This window comes from Nonomuraea monospora (assembly GCF_039531895.1).
GTDB classification, from domain to species: Bacteria; Actinomycetota; Actinomycetes; order Streptosporangiales; family Streptosporangiaceae; genus Nonomuraea; species Nonomuraea monospora.
This window is the reverse complement of sequence record NZ_BAAAQX010000008.1, coordinates 300643-317466: the sequence shown is the minus strand read 5'-3', so window position 1 is coordinate 317466 and position 16824 is coordinate 300643. Positions and strand designations below refer to the sequence as shown.

The window sequence follows — 16824 nt, the reverse complement described above, 5'->3', positions numbered from 1 at the left end:
GCCTCACCAGCTCGCGTCGCTGATCGGCTCCAGCCTGAACTTCTCGTTGTCGTCGCCGCCGGAGTCCCACTGGATCAGCCGGGCTCCGGCGTCGCGGCTGGCGTACTCGATGGCCAGGACCTTGCCCGAGTGCCTGGCCACCAGCCGGTAGTAGCCGTCGCCGGCGTCACGCAGCTCGAACCTCTCGTTGGCGTCGGAGCCGGAGCTCCACTGGATCACCCGGGCGCCGTTGCCCGTGCTGGCGCCCTCGACGGCCAGCACCTTGCCCGAGTGCTTGGCCACGATCCGGTAGGAGCCGTCGCCCGCGTCGCGCAGCTCGAACTTCTGGTTGTCGCCGCCGCCGGCGTTCCACTGCACCGCCTGGGCGCCGTTGCCCGTGCCGGCGCCCTCGATGTCGATGGCCTGGCCGGAGTGCTTGACGATCAGCCGGGCCCGCGGCGGAATCTGCGGCGGGGCGGGCGGGGCGTCGCTGGGGTAGGCGTCGGTGATGCAGGTGTCCGGGTCGCGCACCACCCACTCCGTCAGCGTGGTGCCGTCCAGCCGCGTCAGGACGTACTTGTCCTCCTTGTACCAGATGGTCTCGGACACGCGCTTGCCCGCCGGGTAGGTGCGCGACACGGTGTCGGTACGGGAGGACTCCTGCGTGGTGCTGGTGGAGGTGGTCACCTTCAGCTCGGCGCTGACCGTCGCGCTGAGCGAGCCGGAGAAGCCGCCGTAGCCGAAGGACGCCTCGGCCGTCACCGAGATGCCCACCGTCGACTCCACCTCCTTGGCGTTGGTGGTGCTCAAGCCCACCCGCACCTCCTGGGTCTTGGTGTATTCGGAGGCGCCGCCGTGCTCGAAGAAGTAGACCAGCTTCCAGTAGCCGTAACGCGACAGCAGGTAGTACGGGCTCTCGGCCGACTGGCGCTCACGCGGCAGCGCCGGGTCGGCCACCATCACGAACGGCAGCGCGACCCGGCCGATGAGCACCGGCTCGGTCTGCGTCTTCGCGGGCTGCTTGTAGGAGGTCAGGCGGACGATGTCGCCCACGTCGGCGGGGTCACGCTCGACGTGCCCCGCGTCGAGGACCGTCTTGTACTCGTCCTCGATCTCCAGGTTCCACACCTCGGCCGCCTCGGCGGTGTTCTGCAGGTAGTACTGCTCCACCGGCGCGCTGAGCTTGCTGCTGTTGCCGGACACGTTCATGTACAGGCCGCTGCGCTTGTTGACGATGTGGTAGCCGCCGCCGGGCGCCTCGCGCAGCATCCACGTGTGCATCGTCGCCCCGTCGGTCAGCTGCTCCAGACCGGCCGAGGGCTGGGCGCTGTTGGACGCGACGTTGGCCAGGTGACCGCTGCGCTTGTTGACCAGCAGGCAGGTGCCCTGGTCCAGCGGGAACAGGTGCCAGACCTGGCTGGGCCTGTTCAGGTCGCTCTGCAGGGACCAGGTCTCCAGCTTGGCCGACGAACCCGTGCTGTAGGCGGCGACGTTCAGCACGTTGCCGCTCTTGCGGTTGCGAATCACGTACGTGCGCCCAGCGGTGAGAGCCGCCATGAATGCCTCCTCGGCGAGGGGGAGATCTTCGAGGGCCGGCCCGGACACAGGACGGGCCGGCCCGCCAGTGATCGGTCACCACGCTCGGCTGCGCACCTCGACCATGCCCCCGTGCGGACCTCCTTTCCGCGTGGCGCCCTCCAGCATCCGCCCGCCCGGCGGGGCCGTCACCAGTCACGCGCCGTCCAGAACAGGACACTTGCCGTCAGCGCTCGGGCGGCCGTCAGCGCTCGGGCGGCCGTCAGCGCTCGGGCGGCCGTCAGCGCTCGGGCGGCCGTCAGCGCTCGCGTGGTCGTCAGCGTTCGCGTGATCGTCAGTGCTCGGGCGGCCCTCAGTGCTCGCGCAGGACGAGGCTCGCCTCCTCGCCGGTGACCGTGAGCTCGGCCAGCCCGCCGATCGGGACGGTGGCCAGCGGGTAGGTGTGGCCGATGTCCAGGTTGGCCAGCACCGGCACCTCCCGCAGGGCCGGCTGGGTGGCGACGATCTGCTCCAGCAGCGGCCGGGTGACGTGGCTGGCCGGCTGAAAACGTCCGATGGCCAGGCCGCGCACCCCAGCGGCGCCGGGAAGCTGCAGCAGGGACGTCAGGTTGCGGGCGAAGGTCGCCGCGTGCGACTCGAAGTCGTCCTCCAGCACCAGAATCGCGCCGTCCAGTGACGGCATGTACGGGGTGCCCCGCAGCGCGCCCAGGGTGGCGAGGTTGCCGCCGACGATCCGTCCTTCGGCGGTGCCGGGGCGCAGCCGCCACCAGCCCTCGTTGGGGACGAGCTCACGCTTGTCCTGGTCGAGGAACCACAGGTCGTCGCTCCAGGCCTGCGAGGGCTCCAGGGCGACCGGGCCGGAGCCGAACATGACCTCGGTGAACCAGCGCAGGGTCGGCTCGAAGTGGTCGCGCATGCCGAACGTCGACCAGTGCGGCCCCGAGTAGGTGACCAGGCCGGTGCGGGCGAGGATGGCGTTCTGCAGGGCGCTGATGTCGGAGTAGCCGCACAGGATCTTGGGGTTGGCGCGGATGAGGTCCCAGTCCAGGTACGGCAGCAGCTCGTTGCTGTTGTATCCGCCGATGACCGTGATGATCGCCGCGACGGCCGGGTCGGCGAAGGCGTCGTGCAGGTCGGCGACCCGGGAGGCGACGGCCGAGGAGTCGAAGGCGTCGCGCTCGTCCACGTGGCGGCCGTAGGTGAGGGTGAGGCCGAGCTCGGCGAAGCGGGTCTCGATGAGGCCGGTGTGGTCGTGCTCGGTCACCATCGCGCGGGACCTGGACGGGGCCACGACCCGCACCACATCGCCCCTGGTCAGCTTGCGGGGATAGGTCATGTGCATGCACCTTATCGGCCTTTCATCCGCATTGCTGCACCGACAGAACGGCTTGCCTTGACAATTATTTTTTTCGGTGGAAGGCTGAGGCCACCGCAGAGAAGGCAAGGAGCCAGCACCATGAGAAAGATCGTCGCGAACCTGTTCATCTCGCTCGACGGCGTCGTCGAGGCGCCCGAGACCTGGCACTTCCCCTACCTCGACGACGAGATGGGCCAGGCCGTCGCCGCCCAGATGGCAGCCGCCGACGCCCTGCTGCTCGGCAGGCACACCTACGACGTCTTCGCCGCCCACTGGCCGCTCCAGGACTCCGCCAAGGACCCCATGGCCGCCACGCTGAACGCCGCCCCCAAGTACGTCGTCTCCACCACCCTGACCGACCCCGCCTGGCAGAACACCACCGTCATCAACGCCGACCCGCGCAAGGAGCTGCTCCGGCTCAAGGAGGGCCCCGGCAAGGACATCGGCATGAGCGGCAGCCCCACCCTGGTGATCTGGCTGCTGCGCGAAGGCCTGCTCGACCAGCTCAACCTGATGGTGCACCCCATCGTGGTCGGCGGCGGGCAGCGCCTGTTCCAGGACGGGATCGGGCAGATCCCCCTCAAGCTCACCCGATCCGAGACCTTCAGCACCGGCGTGCTGAACCTGACCTACACGAGGGCCTGACCATGCCTGCCAAGACCGTCGCCGAGAAACTGCTCATCAAGCCGGGCGCCGCCGTCTGGATCTCCGAGGACGCCCACCGCCCGCTCGTGGAGCCGCTGCCCGGCGGGGCCCGCCACGCGAGCGCCGTGAAGGAGGCGGACGTGGCGGTGTTCTTCGCCGCCGACGCCGCCGCGGCCCGCCGGCTGCTCGACGAGCAGCGCGCCGCGCTCACCGAGCCCGGCATCGTCTGGATCGCCTACCCCAAGGGCAACAAGTCGGACATCAACCGCGACACGTTGTGGCCGATCGTGGGGGAGTACGGGCTGCGGCCCAACGGGCAGGTGGCGGTGGACGAGGTGTGGTCGGCGATGCGCTTCCGGCCGCTGAAGGAGGGCGAGCCGCCGTTCACCGGAGGCCGCGCCTGACCCCGTCCCACCGCCCGCGCCTGCTCGTGGGGCGGCTTGCTCCCGGCGCGCAGACCTGCGACACTCCGGCCAGGTCCGATCTTCGCCGCCGGAGCACCGCCGGCGAGGTCCAACGAGGAGGGCCGATGAGCGCGCACACAGGGCACCCCCACGACCCGGCCACCCCGTACGCCTTCGACAACGACGCGCCCGACGCCGACCGGGTGCTCAGCTCGCTGGGCGAGATGCTCGACGAGTACACGACCGCCAGGCTGGCCCGGCTCGGCGTCGCCGAGGGCGCCCGCTGCCTGGAGGCAGGCGCAGGCGCGGGCACGATCGCGGCCTGGCTCGCCGACCGCGTCGGACCGGAGGGCGAGGTGATCGCCACCGACGTCAAGCCCCAGCACGTACGCCCGCACCCCCGGCTCACGGTCATCCGCCACAACGTCGCCGCCGACCCGATGCCCGCCGGCAGCTTCGACCTCATCCACGCCCGGGCCGTGCTGCAGCACGTGCCGCAGCGCCGCGAGGTGCTCGCCCGGCTGGCCGGCTCCCTCGCGCCCGGCGGGGTGCTGCTGGTGGAGGAGCTGGAGGCGCGGTGGGCCGCGTCCGTGCTCGACACCCCCGACCCGCGCGCCCACGACGTGTTCGCCGCCTACGAGCGCGGCATCCGCGCCGTCCTGCGGGCCAACGACAACGACCTCGACTGGTGCCGCCACGTGCACGCGGCGATGACCGGGACCGGGCTGAGCCGGGTCGAGACCGAGGTGTGGCAGCGCTCGTGGAGCGGCGGGACCGGTGTGTGCCTGCTGGCCCACTTCGGCAGCAGGGAGCTGGCGCCGCAGCTTTCGGAGGCCGGGATGGAGGCCGGGGACCTGCACTTCCTCGCGGAGATCTCGCTGGATCCGCGGCTGGTGATGCTCGGCATCCCGCTGCTGTCCACGTCGGGCGTGCGCGCGGAGTAGGCGTCCGCGAGCGGTCGCCTACGCACGCTTACCCACGAGCCAGCGCCTACGCACGCTTGCCCACGAGCCGGTTCCTTCGCGCGGTTGCCTTCGCGTGGAGGCGATCATTACTGTGGACGGGAGCGTGCGAGGGCGCTGCCAGTCCGCGGGCAGGGAGTTTCCCACCTCGATCGACCACGTCGACGCACTGGACGTAGACCAGCCTCTTTCCGGCCGGGCGAGCGGACCTCGGTGACGGAGGAGGTCGCGATGTCCGCACGTCATTTCGAGCTGCCGGCCCGTCCGAGCCTGGAGTACTACCGCAAGCAGGCCAAACACCTGCACCACGCGCACGCGGCGGGCGAGGCGTCCGCCCGGGCGCGGGCCGCCGAGGTGCTGGGCGACCGGGCCGCCGGGCGGTTCCTGCTCAGCGACGCGCAGTTCGTGCTCGCGCAGGAGCACGGGTTCCGGACGTGGGCCGAGTTCCGCGCCCACCTCACCGGCCGTCGCGCCACCGAGGACCGGCCGGTCTCCCGGTTGATGGGCGTCCAGCCGGACACGTACGCCTCGATGGCCGACACCCTCCTCGCCGAGCTGCGCCGCGGCGACCCGGGCGCGCTGCGGCGGCTGCGCGCCTACGTGCCCCGCCACGCAAGCACCACCTCCGCCACCGCCCCTACCTCGCCCACCGCCTCCACCTCGACCTCCGCCACCGCCTCCACGACCTCCGCCACCGCCGCCTTCGCCTCCGCTACCACCCCGACCTCCGCTGCCGCCGCGATCGTCGAGCTTCGGGACGCGCGGCTGGTCATCGCCCGGGAGCTGGGCTTCCCGACCTGGCGGGAGCTGATGTCGTACACCGAGAAGTCCCAGCGCGACCTCGGCGCCCACCGGGAGGAACGCCGGCGGCTGCACCGCGAGGCCGAAGCCCTGCTGGCGGGCGACGCCGACCGCCTGGCCCGGGTGACCACCGCGCAGGCCGCGACCCTGCTGCGCATGCTCGCGGCCCCCGAGCCGCTCCCCGGCGTCCGGCTCGGCAGGGACCTCGGTGTGCCGCGCGCCGGGGTGGAGGTCCTGCTCGGCAAGGCCGCCGACCTGGACCTCCCGCTCATCTGGGCGGCCCGCTCCGGCAGGCTCGCGTACGTGCGGCTGCTGCTGGACGCCGGCGCCGGCCCCGGCACCCGCGCCTGGGGCGCCACCCCGCTGGAGAACGCGATCTACCACGGCCACACGGACGTCGTCGACCTGCTCGCCGTCTACGCGATCGTCCCGGCGGCGCTGTGGACGTTCGCCGCCTGCGGGCGGCTGGATCTGGTGCGGGCGTGCTTCGACGCGGACGGCGTCCTCCGGCCGGACGCGGCGACTGCGCGCCCCGATCTGGCGGACACCGGCGCGGGTTTCCCGTCCCGGCTGCCCGCGACCGACGACCCGGAGGAGATCGTGGGTGAGGCGTTCGTCCACGCCTGCCAGCACGGCCGGATCGAGGTCGTGCGGTGGTTCCTCGATCGTGGCGTGGATCCGGACGTCGCACCCTACCTGGGGCGTACCGGCCTGCACTGGGCGATCCCGGCCGGTCGAGCGGACGTGGTCCGCCTGCTGCTGGAGCGCGGCGCCGACCCGTCCATCCGCGACGATCTTCTCCAGGCCGATGCCGAGGGGTGGCTGAACCTCTGCTTCGGCACCCGCCCGGACGATCCCGTGGCCCGGCGGCTGCGCGAGCTGGTCTCGCGATGAGCGCGGCCGGCGCCGCCCCGCTGGACTCTCCCCCGGAGGGAGACCCGACCATATGGGGGGTTCGGAGCGAACGGGAAGGGACGAGGCATGACCATCGTGCAGGGCATCGAGGCCCGCGGTATGCACCACTGCGAGACGACCGCGCTGGGGGTGCTGCTGCGGCACGAGGGGCTGGAGCTGTCCGAGCCCATGCTGTTCGGGCTGGGCTCGGGCCTGTCGTTCGTCTACTGGGACGCCAGGAGCATGCCGTTCCCGTTCCTCGGTGGCCGCGTCAAGCCGTTCGAGCTGACCCGGAACCTGGCGTCCAGGCTGGGGCTCACGCTGACGGTCCAGGAGACCGCCTCGCCGCGCAAGGCGTGGCAGAACGTGACCGCCTCCATCGACGCGGGCAGGCCGGTCGGGCTCCAGCTCGACTCCTTCCACCTGGACTACTTCGGCACCAAGGTGCACTTCGGCGGGCACGTCGTGGCCATGTACGGCTACGACGAGCACGACGCCTACCTGGTCGACACCGGCCAGCAGGGCGGAGCGGTGCGTACGGGGCTGGCCGGGCTGGCGGCGGCGCGGGCCGAGCGCGGCCCGATGACGGCCAGGAACCGTTCCTTCACCCTCGCACTGCCGCAGCGCCCGCCGTCCTGGCAGGACCAGATCGTGCCCGCCGTCCGGCACTGCGCCGAGGCCTTCCTCGCCGCGCCCATCGCCAACCTCGGCCACCGCGGCATCGCCAAGGCGGCCAAGCTGGTGCCGGGCTGGCTGCGCCGCGCGGCCGAGCCGCGGCGGGACCTGCCGCAGGCCGCCCTGCTCATGGAGCGGGGCGGCACCGGCGGCGCGCTGTTCCGTGTCCTGTTCCGCGACTTCCTGGACGAGGGCGCTCGGCTGGTCGGCGGCGGCGGCCTGCGCACCGGTCACCGGCTGTACGCCGAGGCGGCCGTCCTGTGGACGGACGTGGCGGCCCTGATCGCCAAGGCGGGCGAGAGCGGCGACGCCGCACCCCTGGAGCAGGCGGGCACCCTGCTGGGCGACCTCGCCCGCATCGAGGAGGAGGCCATGGAGGTGCTGCGCCGCCTCTAGACGAGTAAGTCCTAAGTCGCTGCGGTGTGGAGTGCGTTCATGACGAAGGGTGTTGACGATCGGTTTGTGAAGACAGACCTCAACACCCTTCTCACCGCACTGTACGTCAGGATCGACGACTGGCTCGGGCACCAGCCGCGGCTGGGACGCAAACCGAAACTGACCGATGCCGAACTGCTCACCCTGGCCGTCGCCCAGGTGCTGCTCGGCATACACTCCGAGGCCCGCTGGCTGCGCTACGTCCCCGAGCACCTGCCCGGCGCCTTCCCCTACCTGCCCGGCCAGTCCGGCTACAACAAACGCCTGCGTAAGACCCTGCCGCTGTTCAAACGCGCGATCCGGGCTCTGGCCTGCGACACCGACCTGTGGGCCGACCCCGTGTGGGTGGCGGACTCCACCCCGATCGAGTGCGGCCGTTCCCGCCCCACCGTCCAACGCTCGGAGCTGGCCGGCTGGGCCGGCTACGGCTACTGCCGCTCCCACTCACGCTACTTCTGGGGACTGCGCCTGCACCTGATCTGCACCCCCGCCGGCCTGCCGATCACCTGGGCGCTGGCCACCCCCAACCTCGACGAACGGCAGGTGCTGATGGCCATCTGCGCGCACGACCCGGACCTGCTCGCCGACCGTCCCGGCCTACAACCGCGACACCGGCCAGCCCGTCACCCGATCACTGATCGCCTACGATCACTAACCCGACTTAGGAATCACTCGTCTAGCTCTTCGCCCGGCACGTCGGCCCAGGCCACCCGGGTCCGCCTCGCCTCACGACGCGATGGCCGGCCCGGTGACATGTTTTCAGGCAGGACACCCATCCGTTACGCGGACGGCTCCGAAGCTGTTGTGGCCGGTGCTGTGCCGGCAGGGGCAGGAGGGGCTGCATGGGAGCGCGTGACCGATCGGCGGTGGGCGAGGACCGCCAGGACGGCGGCCCGCCGGGCCTGGAGGAGCTGCTGCAGGCGGTCGGCAAGGGCGATCGCGGCGCGTTCGAGCGGCTGTACGAGGTGCTGGCGCCGCGGGTGTACGGGCTGGTGCTGCGGGTGCTGCGGGATCGGGCGCACAGTGAGGAGGTGGCGCAGGAGGTGCTGGTGGAGGTGTGGCGCAGCGCTGCCCGCTTCGAGCCGGGCAAGGGGTCGGGGCTGGCGTGGGTGCTGACCATCGCGCATCGGCGGGCGATCGACCGGGTGCGTGCGGCGCAGGCGGGCACGGACCGGGAGGAGCGGGCGGCGCGGCTGGAGCCGCGCGGGTCGTTCGACGAGGTGTCGGATCTGGTGGTGGGTCGGCTGGAGGGCTCCCCGCTCGGGTTCGCGCCACCAGCCCCAAAGTAACTGTGCGTAATGTTTCTGGTTCATTACGTAGTGGTCACGACCAGTGGGCGGGCAGCACGATCGAGTATCACCGATCTCAGGTCCGCCAGTTCCACGGCTTCCGGCAGCCGACGGTCGCCGACGAGGAGAAGCTGATCTTCTGGCTGGCCGGCGAGATCTGCCCGGTGGAGACCGCACGGGAGCGGTTGCGGGCCGCGCTGCTGGCCCGCTGCCGGGAGGAGCGGCTGGAGCCGCCCGCGGCCAAGCGCATCGAGCGCCTCGCGGGAGCGGCCGAGGCGATGTTCGAGCGGGAGTTCACCGCCACCACCGTCCAGCGGTTGCCGGCCGCGGCCGTCACCGCGCTGGAGGACTTGATCACGGTTCCCGATCCCGTCCCGGAGGGCGAGGAAGAGGGCGGTGAAGGGAGGCGCGGCGCTGCGCAGCTTCTTGCAGGAGCTGAAGGAGGACCCGGGGCCGCTGCAGCGGGAGACGCTGCTGGCCGAGATCGTCAAGCTGGAGCGGGTCAAGGCGATCGGGCTGCCGGAGACGCTGTTCGAGGGGACCTCGGAGAAGGTCGTGGAGGCGTGGCGGGCGCGGGCGATGCGCATGTACCCCCTCCGACTTCGCCGCCGCGCCGGAGTCGATCCGGCTGACCCTGCTGGCGGCGCTGTGCTGGGTGCGCAAGACGGAGATGATCGACGGTTTGGTCGAGTTGCTGATCCAGCTCGTGCACAAGATCAGCGTGCGGGCCGAGCGGAAGGTCGAGAACGAGTTGAGCAGCGAGTTCCGGCGGGTGCAGGGCAAGCACGGCACTCTGGCCCGGCTCGCCCAGGCCGCCCTGGACCTGCCCGAGGAGCTCGTCCGCACGGCGATCTACCCGGTGGTGGGCACGGCCACGCTGGCCGACATCATCGCAGAGGCCAAGGCGAACGAGAAGGAGCTGCGGACCCGGGTGCGGGTCAGGCTGCGCGGCTCCTACTCGCGCCACTACCGGCGCGGGCTGCCCAAGCTGCTGCGCGCGCTGGGCTTCCGCTGTAACAACACCACCTTCCAGCCGGTGATGGACGCGCTGGCGCTGCTGGAGCGCTACGCCGACTCCGAGGCCGTCTTCTACGATGCCGCCGAGACGATGCCGATCGAGCACGTGGTGCCCGAGGACTGGCAGGAGGCGGTGGCCGACGAGCACGGCCGGATCGAGCGCATCCCGTACGAGTTGTGCGCGCTGGTCGCGCTGCGCAAGGCCCTCCGTCGCCGGGAGATCTGGGTTGAGGGCGGCAAGACCTGGCGCAACCCCGAGGCCGACCTGCCGGCCGACTTCGACGACAACCGGGACGTGCACTACGAGGCTCTGGCCAAGCCGCGCGATCCGGCGGCGTTCATCGCCGACCTGCAGCGCCGCCACACCGCCGCGCTGAACCGGCTGGAGAGCGCGCTGCGTAAGGGCACCACCGGCGGGGTGGCGATCACGCGGAGGAAGGGCGAGCCGTGGATCAGCGTGCCGCCGCTGGACAAGCAGGAGGAGCCGACCGGCCTGAAGGCGCTGAAGGCGGAGATCTCCCGCCGGTGGGGCGTGATCGACCTGCTGGACGTGCTCAAGGACGTCGCCCACGTCACCGGCTACCCCGCCGCGTTCACCTCGGTGGCCTCGCGCACCGTCACCGAGGAGGCGGTGCTGCAGCGACGGTTGCTGTTATGCCTGTACGGGCTGGGTACGAACGTCGGGATCAAGCGGGTGGCCGCGGCCGCGCTGCCGGTGGGCCAGGCCGACACCGAGGCGGCGCTGCGGCGCACCCCGCCGGCTGTTCATCAACCGCGACAACCTGCGCGGCGCGAGCCGCCTGATCGTCAATGCCACGCTGACGGCGCGCGATGTGGCCCTGTGGGGCGAGGGCACCTCGTGCGCGTCCGACTCGCGCAAGTTCGGCTCGTGGGCGGCCAACGCGATGACCGAGTGGCATCAGCGCTACGGCGGGCCTGGGATCATGGTGTACTGGCACGTCGAACGACGGTCGGTGTGCATCTACAGCCAGGTCACGAGCACGACCGCTTCGGAAGTGGCCTCGATGATCGAGGGCCTGCTGCGGCATCTGACCGACGCCGACATCGATCGCCAGTACACCGATGCGCACGGCGCTTCCATCGTGGGGGGCGCCTTCTCCGAGCCGCTGGACTTCAAGCTGCTGCCCCGGTTGAAGAACATCGGCTCGGCGCGGCTGTACCGGCCCGGGACCGGTGAGGACGAGGCGTGGCCGCGCCTGGAGACGGTGGTGTCGAACAAGACCATCGACTGGGATCTCATCGCCCGCCATTACGATCAGATGATCAAGTACGCGACCGCGCTGCGGCTGCGGACCGCCGAGTCCCACCAGATGCTGCGCCGCTTCACCCGCGGCGGTCCCAAGCACCCTACCTACCAGGCGATCGAGGAGCTGGGCCGGGTCATCAGGACGATCTTCATCTGTGAGTACCTCGCGGATGAGGAACTCCGGCGTGAGATCGGCGAGGGCCTGAACGTGGTGGAGAACTTCAATTCCGCCAGCAAGGACCTGTTCTACGGCAAGGCCGGGGATCTGACCGGCGACGATCGCGAGCACGCCGAGGTCTCGGCGCTGGCGCTGTACCTGCTGGCCGCCGCCATCACCTCCCTCAACACGCACCTGATCCAGATGGTGTTGCGTGATCCGGCGTGGAAGAAGCAGCTGAGCCCGGCCGACCGGCGGGGGCTGAGCGCCCTGTTCTGGTCGCACCTGAACCTGTACGGCCGCTTCGAGCTCGACATGAACCGCCATCTGGAGCTGGGAGACGCCGTCGCCGGTTCACCGCCGTGACCAGCGCGACGGGCGGTCAGCAGCAGAATTTCAGATAACCCTGCAGATCGGCGAGGATCCGGCCGACGCTGTCGCGGTCGCCCCGATACAGCACCTCCTTGCCGTCGCGGCGGGAGGTGACGATGCCGCCGCGGCGCAGCAGGGCGAGTTGCTGGGAGGCGGCGGACTGGCTGATGCCGGCGCGCTCGGCGACCTGGTTGACCGACAGTTCGGCGCCCTGGGCGAACAGCAGCATGATCTGCTGGCGTCCGGGGTTGGCCAGGGCCTTGAGGAAGTCCTGGGCGGCCTGCGGCAGCTGCGGCGCGCACGCGGCACCCGCCGTCCCGCCCGCCGGCACATCCGTCGGCGCGGCTGATGATGTTGTGGTCTCGGCCATGCCCGCTCCTTCCTGTCCACCGCACCCTACCGTCATACCAACTTATTGACATATTAGAAAATGACGGTACGTTCTGCGGCATGCCCATCGACAACGACCGCATCCTGATCGTCGGGGCCGGGCAATCCGGCCTGGCCGCCGTGCACGCCGCCCTGGAGCAGGGGCTACGGCCCGTGCTGCTGGAAGCCTCCGGCCGGGCCGCCGGGTCCTGGCCGCGCTACTACGACAGCCTCGCCCTGTTCTCACCCGCCCGCTACAGCAGCCTGCCCGGCCTGCCCTTCAGCGGCGACCCCGAGCGTTACCCGCGCCGCGACGAGGTCGTCGCCTACCTGGAGCGCTACGCCGCCGCCCTGATCGAGCGCGGCGCCGAGCTGCGCACCGGCGCCCGTGTCGAGGCCGTTCACCCCGCCGGCGAGCCCGGCCAGAGCGGCTTCCTCGTGCGCCTGGCCGACGGACAGGAGCTGACCGCCCCGGCCGTCATCGCGGCCAGCGGCTCCTTCGGCCGCCCGCACCGGCCCGCCCTGCCCGGCCTGGACACCTTCGCCGGGCCGGTGCTGCACGTCGCCGACTACCGCTCGCCGGCCTCGCTGCCCGGCGAGCACGTCGTGGTGGTCGGGGCGGGCAACTCGGCGGTCCAGGTCGCGCACGAGCTGGCCATCGACTCGGCCGCTGGGCGCCGGGTGACGCTGGCCAGCCGGGCGCCGATCCGTTTCGTCGAGCAGCGCCCGCTCGGCCGGGACCTGCACTTCTGGTTCCACGTAACTGGGTTCGACCGGCTGCCGCTGGCCCGCGCGGAGGCTCCGCCCGCCTCGCCGGTGCTGGATGACGGCCGCTACCGCCAGGCGCTGCGCGAGGGCCGCTACACGCGCAAGGCGATGTTCACCCGGCTCGATGGCGATCGCGCGGTCTGGCCCGACGGCCACGAACGCGTCGACGCGGTGCTGCTGGCCACCGGCTACCGGCCGAACCTGCCCTACCTCACCGGCCTGGGCGCAGTAGACGCCGGCGGGCATCCCCGCCAGCGCCGCGGCCTGTCCCTTACCTATCCCGGCCTGGGCTACCTGGGCCTGGAGTGGCAGCGCACCCCGTCCTCCAACACGCTGCGCGGGGTCGGTGCCGACGCCCGCCGCGTCGTGGCCGCGCTCGCCCGCCACGCGCGCGGAGGCCGCCTGCATGCCCGCGCGGGAGCGGCAACACCTCCGCACGCCCGCTGATTAGATATATATCTAATTTGACACTTCTCTAATCCATCGGGCATCCTGCCGTCGAAGCTACTTAGACATTCTTCAAAACAACCCGGGCTGGACACGGCCCGCGCAACCATGAGGAGACGCGTCATGAGCGGATGCTGCGGTCCCACCGCCGTCGAACTGGAGCCCAGCCGCCAGGCCGGCCAGCCCGGTGACCTGCCCGTCGTGGTCATCGGCGCCGGCCCGATCGGCCTGGCCGCGGCGGCCCACCTCGCCGAACGGGGCCTCGACTTCGTGGTGCTGGAGGCCGGTGAGCAGGCGGGCGCGTCGGTGGCCCAGTGGGGCCACGTCCGAGTGTTCAGCCCGTGGAAGTACAACGTCGACTCCGCCGCCCGCCGTCTGCTGGAGGCTGACGGCTGGAGCGCGCCCGACCCCGACTGGCTGCCCACCGGCGCCGAGCTCATCGAGGACTACCTGGCGCCGCTGGCCAAGCTGTTCGGTGACCGGGTCCGTACGGGCGCGAGGGTGAGCGCGATCAGCAGGCTCGGCTACGACCGCGTCCGCACCGCCGGCCGCGACGCGGCGCCGTTCCTGATCCGCCTGGCCGACGGCAGCGAGCTGCACGCCCGCGCCGTCATCGACGCCTCCGGCACCTACACCACCCCCAACGTGCTCGGCGCCTCAGGCCTGCCCGCCCACGGCGAGGCCGGCGCGGCGGACCTGGTCGACCACGCGCTGCCCGACGTGCTCGGCACCGACCGCGACCGCTACGCCGGCAAGCACGTCCTGGTCGTCGGCGCCGGCCACTCGGCCGCCACCACCCTGCTCGCCCTGGCTCAGCTGGAGGACACCCCGATCACCTGGGCGATCCGCGCGGGCAATGCCAGCCGCGCCTACGGCGGCGGCGAGGCCGACGCGCTGCCCGCCCGCGGCGCGCTCGGCACCCGCCTGCACGCCCACGCCACCTCCGGCCGGATCCGCCTGGTGACCGGCTTCTTCACCCACGCCATCGAACGCGACGGCGAGCAGATGCGGGTGATCAGCCGCGACCCGTCCGGCCACGAGCAGAGCGTGACAGCAGACCAGATCGTCAGCGCGACCGGTTACCGCCCCGACCACACCATCGCCGGCGAACTGCGCCTCGACCTCGACCCGATCCTCGGCTCCACCCGGGCGCTCGCGCCGCTGATCGACCCCAACGCGCACTCCTGCGGCACGGTGCCGCCGCACGGCGCTGAGGAGCTCGCACACCCCGAGGACGGCTACTACGCCGTCGGGGTCAAGAGCTACGGCCGCGCTCCCACGTTCCTGTTGGCCACCGGGTATGAGCAGGCCCGCTCCGTCGTCGCGGCGCTGGCGGGCGACTGGGAGGCCGCCCGGGACGTGCAGCTGGACCTGCCCGAGACCGGGGTGTGCTCCTCCAGTCTGGCCGAGGCCCAGGAGCAGCGGGCCGGGCTGGCCACCGGAGTCAGCGGCGGCCTGCTCGGCACTCCGCTGCCGCTGGCCACCGCCGGGGCGTCCCAGGGCGGCGGCTGCTGCGGCTGACGCCCACCGAACACCCCCGCCCGCTGCCGCACCCCCCTTCAAGGAGAAACCCCATGCCCGCCGCCGATCCTCTCGCCGCCTCGGTCGGCGGCGAGAGTGGCCCCCTTACCCTGCCGGGCCGCCCTTCAGGCGGTGATTGGCGGCTGGTGGCGGCGCTGGCCGTCACCCAGACCATCGGCTTCGGCGTGCTGTACTACAGCTTCTCGGTGCTGCTCACGCCGATGAGCCGGGACCTGGGCGCGGGCGCCTCACAGGTGTCGCTGGCGTTGACGGCCTCGGTGCTCGTCGCGGCGCTGGGCGCGCCGGTGGCGGGCCGCTGGCTGGACGCGCGCGGCGGGCGCGCCCTGATGACGGCGGGCTCGGTGCTCGGCACGGCGGCGCTGCTGGCCTGGTCGCAGGTGCACACCGTGGCGCAGCTGTACGCGGTGTTCGCCCTGATCGGCGTCGCCTCGGCCATGGTGCTGTACGAGGCGGCCTTCGCCGTCATCGTCGCCCGCTTCACCGCCCCGGCCCGCGCCACGGCGCTGCTCGCCCTCACCGTGGTGGCCGGGTTCGCCTCCTCCATCTTCATGCCGCTCACCGGCGCGCTGGCCCAGGCGCACGGCTGGCGCCAGGCCCTGATCATCCTCGCCCTGCTGTACGGCGCGACCGCCATCCCACTGCACGCCCTTGCCGTACGCCGGCCCCGCCCGGCCCGGACCGTGCCACCGGCGCCGGATCGCCCGGCACCGGCTCCCACCCCGGCCACCACCTCCGTTCCCGACCCGCCCCGAGGCGGGGCAGGCGAGCGGGCAGCGCTGGTGCGCACCGCCACCCGCCAGGCGGCCTTCTGGCTGCTGGGGGCCGCCTTCACCCTGCACGGCATCGGCGTGGCCACCATCTCGGTCCTGCTGATCACCTACTTGATCCACCTCGGCCACCCGCCGCTGCTGGCCGCGAGCGTGGCCGGGCTGCTCGGCGTGCTGTCGGTCACCGGCCGGCTAATCACCACCGGGCTGCAGCACCGCCTGCCCGCCGCGCTGATCGCCGCCGCCATCTTCGCCCTGCAGGCCTCGGCCGCCGCCGCGCTGCCGCTGATCGGCGCCACCACTACCGGCGCGATCGCCGCGGTGCTGCTGTTCGGGCTCGGCTTCGGCGTGGGCACCATCACCAAGCCGCACCTGCTGACCGAACGCTACGGCACCACCGCCTACGCCAGCTTGTCCGGCCGCCTGGCCCTGCCCGCCACCGTGGCCAAGGCCGTCAGCCCTGCCACCGCCCTGGCCGTCGCGCACGCCGCCGGGTACGGCTGGGTGATGACCGCCGTCACGCTGACCTGCCTGATCGCCGCCGCCGCGCTGGCCGGCTACCACCGCCTATCATTTAGACGAACGTCGAACCACCCGTCCGCATCGGAGGCTTCCGCATGACCGCCACCAGCCTGCCCCTCGTCCCGAAGAGTGCGGACGCGCAGGACACGGTGTGCTGCGCGCCGATCGCCCGCCAGCCGCTCGGCGAAGGCGAGGCCGCCGAACTGGCCGCGCTGCTCAAGGCGGTGGCCGACCCGGTCCGGCTGCGGCTGCTGTCCATGATCGGCTCGCACGCCGGTGGCGAGGCGTGCGTGTGCGACCTGACCGACGCCTTCGACCTGACCGCGCCCACCATCAGCCACCACCTGAAGGTGCTGCGCACCGCCGGACTGATCGGCAGCGAACGGCGCGGGACGTGGGTCTACTACTGGATCATCCCCGACCAGGTCGCCCGGCTCGGCGCGCTGTTCACCCCGCTGGCCGTACCTGCCGTCACCGGCTGAGACGTCGCGTCGCCGTCCTGGCACCGCGGGAGGCCGGGCGGGCGGTGGGGCCGACCTGCGCCGAACGACAGCCGGCTCCCTCTCCCTGGACGCATCAGTCCACGCCTGCCGGAGCATGGTCCTGTCCGGCAGACGTG

Annotated in this window: 15 protein-coding genes and 2 pseudogenes; 13 read left to right on the top strand and 4 right to left on the bottom strand. The window is 72.0% G+C overall.

Annotated elements, in window-relative coordinates:
• Positions 1-3: 3 nt before the first annotated feature.
• Positions 4-1536, bottom strand: coding sequence for an RICIN domain-containing protein (locus ABD331_RS18605; protein ID WP_344476292.1), 1533 nt, complete (start codon positions 1534-1536; stop codon positions 4-6).
• Between the two features lie 331 nt (positions 1537-1867).
• Positions 1868-2851 carry a S66 family peptidase gene (locus ABD331_RS18600; RefSeq protein WP_344476289.1) on the bottom strand — a complete coding sequence of 328 codons (984 nt, stop codon included), beginning with the start codon at positions 2849-2851 and terminating at the stop codon, positions 1868-1870.
• 120 nt (positions 2852-2971) lie between these two features.
• On the opposite strand from ABD331_RS18600, the gene ABD331_RS18595 reads away from it, so the two are divergent.
• The 7 genes and pseudogenes from ABD331_RS18595 to ABD331_RS18570 all read left to right on the top strand — a co-directional run bounded on the left by ABD331_RS18595 (position 2972) and on the right by ABD331_RS18570 (position 8977).
• Positions 2972-3517, top strand: a complete 546-nt coding sequence (locus tag ABD331_RS18595; RefSeq protein ID WP_344476287.1) for a dihydrofolate reductase family protein — start codon at positions 2972-2974, stop codon at positions 3515-3517.
• 2 nt (positions 3518-3519) lie between these two features.
• Positions 3520-3921: a hypothetical protein gene (locus tag ABD331_RS18590; protein WP_344476285.1), complete on the top strand. Its 402-nt coding sequence runs from the start codon at positions 3520-3522 to the stop codon at positions 3919-3921.
• Positions 3922-4046: 125 nt separating this feature from the next.
• The gene (locus ABD331_RS18585; RefSeq protein ID WP_344476283.1) at positions 4047-4865 is read left to right on the top strand and encodes a class I SAM-dependent methyltransferase; all 819 of its coding nucleotides are present in this window, start codon (positions 4047-4049) and stop codon (positions 4863-4865) included.
• 249 nt (positions 4866-5114) lie between these two features.
• The gene (locus tag ABD331_RS18580; RefSeq protein ID WP_344476281.1) at positions 5115-6578 is read left to right on the top strand and encodes an ankyrin repeat domain-containing protein; all 1464 of its coding nucleotides are present in this window, start codon (positions 5115-5117) and stop codon (positions 6576-6578) included.
• Positions 6579-6665: 87 nt separating this feature from the next.
• A complete protein-coding gene (locus ABD331_RS18575; RefSeq protein ID WP_344476278.1) occupies positions 6666-7649 on the top strand; it encodes a BtrH N-terminal domain-containing protein in 984 nt (327 codons plus the stop codon).
• A 66-nt stretch (positions 7650-7715) separates the two neighbouring features.
• Positions 7716-8288, top strand: a pseudogene (locus ABD331_RS60950) (transposase family protein); the annotation flags it as partial.
• 242 nt (positions 8289-8530) lie between these two features.
• Complete coding sequence (locus ABD331_RS18570) at positions 8531-8977, top strand: sigma factor (protein ID WP_344476276.1); 447 nt, start codon at positions 8531-8533, stop codon at positions 8975-8977.
• Between the two features lie 76 nt (positions 8978-9053).
• Here ABD331_RS18570 and ABD331_RS61280 read toward each other — a convergent pair whose 3' ends face one another.
• The gene (locus ABD331_RS61280) at positions 9054-9335 is read right to left on the bottom strand and encodes a hypothetical protein (RefSeq protein WP_344476274.1); all 282 of its coding nucleotides are present in this window, start codon (positions 9333-9335) and stop codon (positions 9054-9056) included.
• A 312-nt stretch (positions 9336-9647) separates the two neighbouring features.
• On the opposite strand from ABD331_RS61280, the pseudogene ABD331_RS18560 reads away from it, so the two are divergent.
• Both ABD331_RS18560 and ABD331_RS18555 read left to right on the top strand, forming a co-directional pair.
• A pseudogene (locus ABD331_RS18560) lies at positions 9648-10688 on the top strand (Tn3 family transposase); the annotation flags it as partial.
• A gap of 67 nt (positions 10689-10755) precedes the next feature.
• The gene (locus tag ABD331_RS18555) at positions 10756-11784 is read left to right on the top strand and encodes a Tn3 family transposase (protein WP_344476509.1); all 1029 of its coding nucleotides are present in this window, start codon (positions 10756-10758) and stop codon (positions 11782-11784) included.
• Positions 11785-11800: 16 nt separating this feature from the next.
• On the opposite strand, the gene ABD331_RS18550 is transcribed toward ABD331_RS18555, so the two are convergent.
• A complete protein-coding gene (locus tag ABD331_RS18550; RefSeq protein ID WP_344476272.1) occupies positions 11801-12160 on the bottom strand; it encodes an ArsR/SmtB family transcription factor in 360 nt (119 codons plus the stop codon).
• Positions 12161-12240: 80 nt separating this feature from the next.
• On the opposite strand from ABD331_RS18550, the gene ABD331_RS18545 reads away from it, so the two are divergent.
• The 4 genes from ABD331_RS18545 (at position 12241) to ABD331_RS18530 (ending at position 16687) form a co-directional block, all read left to right on the top strand.
• Positions 12241-13374, top strand: a complete 1134-nt coding sequence (locus ABD331_RS18545; RefSeq protein WP_344476270.1) for a flavin-containing monooxygenase — start codon at positions 12241-12243, stop codon at positions 13372-13374.
• A 123-nt stretch (positions 13375-13497) separates the two neighbouring features.
• Positions 13498-14895, top strand: coding sequence for an FAD-dependent oxidoreductase (locus ABD331_RS18540; RefSeq protein WP_344476268.1), 1398 nt, complete (start codon positions 13498-13500; stop codon positions 14893-14895).
• Between the two features lie 53 nt (positions 14896-14948).
• Positions 14949-16304 carry an MFS transporter gene (locus ABD331_RS18535; RefSeq protein WP_344476266.1) on the top strand — a complete coding sequence of 452 codons (1356 nt, stop codon included), beginning with the start codon at positions 14949-14951 and terminating at the stop codon, positions 16302-16304.
• The gene (locus ABD331_RS18530) at positions 16301-16687 is read left to right on the top strand and encodes an ArsR/SmtB family transcription factor (RefSeq protein WP_344476264.1); all 387 of its coding nucleotides are present in this window, start codon (positions 16301-16303) and stop codon (positions 16685-16687) included. Before ABD331_RS18535 ends, ABD331_RS18530 begins: the two co-directional genes overlap by 4 nt.
• Positions 16688-16824 lie beyond the last annotated feature (137 nt).